At 67.7% G+C, this 3,875-nt stretch carries 5 protein-coding genes; all 5 read right to left on the bottom strand.

All coding sequences use genetic code 11. The features are described from left to right. Position 1: 1 nt before the first annotated feature. Positions 2–457 carry a thiosulfate oxidation carrier protein SoxY gene (gene soxY, locus DBV14_RS05450; RefSeq protein ID WP_124458172.1) on the bottom strand — a complete coding sequence of 152 codons (456 nt, stop codon included), beginning with the start codon at positions 455–457 and terminating at the stop codon, positions 2–4. A 109-nt stretch (positions 458–566) separates the two neighbouring features. Next, positions 567–1,655, bottom strand: a complete 1,089-nt coding sequence (locus DBV14_RS05445; RefSeq protein ID WP_124458171.1) for a c-type cytochrome — start codon at positions 1,653–1,655, stop codon at positions 567–569. After that, on the bottom strand, positions 1,639–3,015 hold the full coding sequence (gene soxC, locus DBV14_RS05440; protein WP_260396823.1) for a sulfite dehydrogenase: 1,377 nt from the start codon (positions 3,013–3,015) through the stop codon (positions 1,639–1,641). The genes DBV14_RS05445 and soxC overlap by 17 nt, the downstream gene beginning before the upstream one ends. A 17-nt stretch (positions 3,016–3,032) precedes the next feature. Further along, positions 3,033–3,347 (bottom strand): c-type cytochrome, encoded by a 315-nt coding sequence (locus DBV14_RS05435; protein ID WP_260396824.1) that lies wholly within the window; start codon positions 3,345–3,347, stop codon positions 3,033–3,035. Positions 3,348–3,497: 150 nt separating this feature from the next. After that, the coding region (locus DBV14_RS05430; protein ID WP_124458174.1) for a hypothetical protein at positions 3,498–3,875 on the bottom strand (378 nt) is incomplete at its 5' end.

Here is a 3,875-nt window from a genome sequence, read left to right as displayed (position 1 = left end):
GTCAGCCGCCGCAGCCGCCGAGCGTGACCTTGACTTCCTTCTTCGCAAAGAAGGCCTTGCCGTCGTTCATGATCGCGATGGCATACACGTCCGACGACTGGCCCAGCTTGGCGCGCGTCGTGAAGTTCGGCTCGACGAACTCGGAGGTGTTGAAGATCGCGACCACGGCGTTCGGGTTTTTCTCGACCAGCAGCATGAGCTGCTTCACGCCGCCCAGCGTGGTGGCCACGCTCAAGGGCACCACGGCGCCGTTCTCGGCGATGTCGGGTCCGGTGATGGTCACGTCCTTGCTTTCGGCCGGCGTTCCGGCGCCCACGGCCTTCAGCGCATCGGCGACGCTCTTGGCATCGAAGGCGTCCTTGGAGTACGCAAACGCGGTGGTGGGAAGCCAGCCGGCGGTGGCGGCCAGGCCTGCGAGCGCAGCGGACTGCTTGAGTATCTGTCTGCGATTTTTCATCGGGTGTCTCCTGTCGAATCGATGGTAGGCCGTGCGAGCGGCCTGTGTGTCATGGCTTGCCCTTGGACGAAGGCTGCCGTTGCCGTTGCCGTTGCTGCTGCGGCGGCGCTCATGGCACGGGGCTTTCCGCAAGCCAGCGCGCGATGGCCTTGGCCTCGTCGTCGCCGATGGTCTGCGGCGGCATCGGAATGGCGCCCCAGACGCCGGTGCCACCGGCCTTGATCTTTTGCAGCAGGTGATCGGCCTGGCCCGGATACTTCTTCGCGATGTCCGAGAACGCGGGGCCGACGAGCTTCTGCGCCATGCCGTGGCAGGCCAGGCAGCTGTTCTTCTCGAGCAGCGCGACGGGCGCCTTCGACGATGCGGCGGCAGGCTGTGGTGCCTGCGGTGCCGGCGTTGCCGCGGCCTTGCCCGCGGGCGGCGCGGTCTCGATGCCGCGCTGCGCGCCGACCAGCCGGTTCTGGTCGGCCAGGTTGCCGTGGCTGCCGCGCGCATGCGGCGGCAACTGGGCGACCTTCTGCTCGGCCGGCACGCAGTCGCGCATGCAGGCCACGGCCGACACGTCGGGCCTGGCGCTGCGGCCGAACTCGGAGCCCGGCCACATCGCATGCGCGGTGGTCGCGCCGTTGCGGTTGGGCATGCGGGCCTGCACCTCGCGGATGTTCTTGTCGGACAGCGTGAAGTCGTCGGGCACGATGCCGCCGAGATTCAGCATGTAGGCCGTGACGGCATACACGTCGTCCGGCGTCAGCGACTTGGGCTGGTTCCAGGGCATGGCGCGGTACACGTAGTCCCAGACGGTCGACAGGCTCGCGACCTTCATCAGCGTGGTGCGGCCCGGGAACGCCGGATCTTTCAAGCGCGCGACGTGGCCGGTCTTGATGTCGTCGGCGGTGGTGCCGCCGACGATCGGGCTGAACACCTGGTTCGACTCGCCGAACACGCCATGGCACGACGCGCACTTGCCTTCCCACAGGTCTTGTCCGCGCGTGACGGAGCCCGAGCCGGGCGGCAGGCCCTTGAAGTCGGGGCGCACGTCGATGTCCCACGCGGCCACTTCCTTGGGCGTGGCGTCGCGGCCGATGCCCGCGTAGCCGGTGGCAGGGGTCTTGGGCTGCGCCCACGTGGCCACGCACACGGTGCAGGCAGCCAGTGCCAGCAGCATGCGCGCCGCGGTGCGTTCAGGAAAGCTGGACATTCGCCACCTCCCCGCTCTGCTGCACCTGCCACGACTGGATCGCGTTGTTGTGATAGATCGAGCGCGTGCCGCGCACCGCGCGCAGTTGCCTGTAGCTGGGCTGCACGTAGCCGGTGTCGTCCATCGCGCGGCTCTGGATGACGGCGGGCGTGCCGTCCCAGGCCCAGTCGATGTTGAAGCGCGTGAGGCACTTCGACAGCACCGGCGATTCGAGCCGCGCGGTGCGCCAGTTGCGCCCGCCGTCCACGCTCACGTCCACGCGCTTGACCTTGCCGCGGCCCGACCATGCCAGGCCGGTGATGTTGTAGAAGCCCTTGTCCAGCAGCATCTGCCCGCCCGAAGGCGTGGTGACAACGCTCTTGCATTCCTGGATGCTGGTGTACTGGCGATGCTGGCCGTCGGGCATGAGATCGACGTAGTGCACCGTCTCGTCTTTGGTGCCGTAGGGCTGGTCGCCCAGCTCGATGCGGCGCAGGTACTTGACCCAGCTCACGCCCTGCACGCCCGGCACCACCAGCCGCAGCGGATAGCCCTGCTCGGGCCGCAGCATTTCGCCGTTCTGGCCATAGGCCACGAGCACCTCGCCGGAGCGGATGAGGCTCATGGGAATGGTGCGCGTCATCGACGAACCATCGGCACCTTCGGCCAGCACGAAGCGCTCGCCCTTCAGGTCGGCGCCGGCCATTTCGAGCAGCGTGATCAGCGGCACGCCGGTGAACTCGCTGCACGACAGCATGCCGTGCGTGTACTGGGCCGTGGGCACCGCGACGTTGCCCCACTCCATGCCGGTGTTGGCACCGCATTCGATGAAGTGAAAGCGCGAAACCGAGGGCAGCCGCATCAACTCGTCGAGCGTGAAGACCTTCGCGGCCTTCACCATGCCGTTGATCATCAACCGGTGCTTCGAGGGATCGATGTCCCACCAGCCCTGGTGGTGCCGCTCGAAGTGCAGGCCGCTGGGCGTGACGATGCCGAACAGCGACTGCAGCGGCGCGAACGACACCGAGGCCTGCGCGGTCGGCGTGAGCCCGGGGCTCTGGCGGCGCTGCACGTTGGCTTCGTATTTGGAAGGCTTGCCGTAGCCGTCGGTGACCACCGGTTGCCCGAGCCCCGTGCTGTGCGCCGGCAACTGGAGAATCGCGGGGTCGCCATCGGCCGTCACGCGCGGCTGTTGTTGTTGCGATTGCGCGAGCGCCGACGAAGCGGCCGTGCCCGCCACGGCGGCGGCAAAGGCATTGCGGATGAAATCGCGGCGCCCGCCTTGCGCCTGTGCGAACACGGTGCGCACGCCTTCGGCATCGACGAAATTTTCCGGCGCCTTGCGCACCTGGCCGGGTTGCTGCTGGATGGGTGAGCCCATGGCGAGCCTTGCGCGGATTACTTGGCCCCGCCCAACACCCAGGCGGCCAGCGCCTTGGCATCGGCTTCGCTCAGTGCCGGCTGGCCTGGCATGGGCACCGCGCCCCACTTGCCGGTGCTGCCCTTCTGGATGCTGGCGGTGAGCACGGCCAGCGCATCGGCCTGGCCCGCGTACTTCTTGGACACGTCGATGTAGGCCGGGCCCACGAGCTTCTTGTCGACCGCGTGGCAGGCCAGGCAGGCGTTCTTCTGCGCCAACTCCTTGTTGGCATGGGCCTGCGTCGAGAGCAGCAATGCGGCAGCGGTGACTGCGACGGCGAGCGGCGGCAACAACTTCAATTCGGTCTCCTCGAAACCCATGCAGAAGCTGCCGGTTTCATCGTTAAATAAGTAAATCGTTATGTATTGATTCTAGGAGCGAACGCGTGCACGGGGAACCCTTCGCGCTTGGGGGAAACCCGTTCGGTTTCGCCATGCATAACGTCAGTTGCGCACGGCGGCGCGGGCCAACTGCAGGCGCGCTTCGAGGTACGCGCCATAGAAGTCGGAGTCGCCGCCGGCGAGCCGCTCGGCGACCTCGCGCCCGTTGCGGCCGAAGAACAGCACCGTCGGCGCGACGGTGACCTGCCACGACTTGATGAGCGCGTCGTGCGTGCGCGGCGCGCCGTCGAAACCGCGCACGCCGCGGCGGTCGCGAAAGTCGATCTGCACCACCGGCAGGCCGGCGGCAAGTTCGGGCAAGAGGTAGTTCTCGCGCACGATCTTGCAGAAGGGGCAGCCTTGCAGGCTGGCCATGACGACCAGTGGCTGCGACCTGGCAAGCGCCGCCGCGAGCGACTCGGCCAGCGATGCCGGCGCGGG

Source organism: Variovorax sp. KBW07 (assembly GCF_003852515.1).
GTDB lineage: Bacteria > Pseudomonadota > Gammaproteobacteria > Burkholderiales > Burkholderiaceae_C > Variovorax.
Note: the sequence above shows the minus strand (reverse complement) of the source record. Positions and strands in the feature narration are given on the sequence as shown.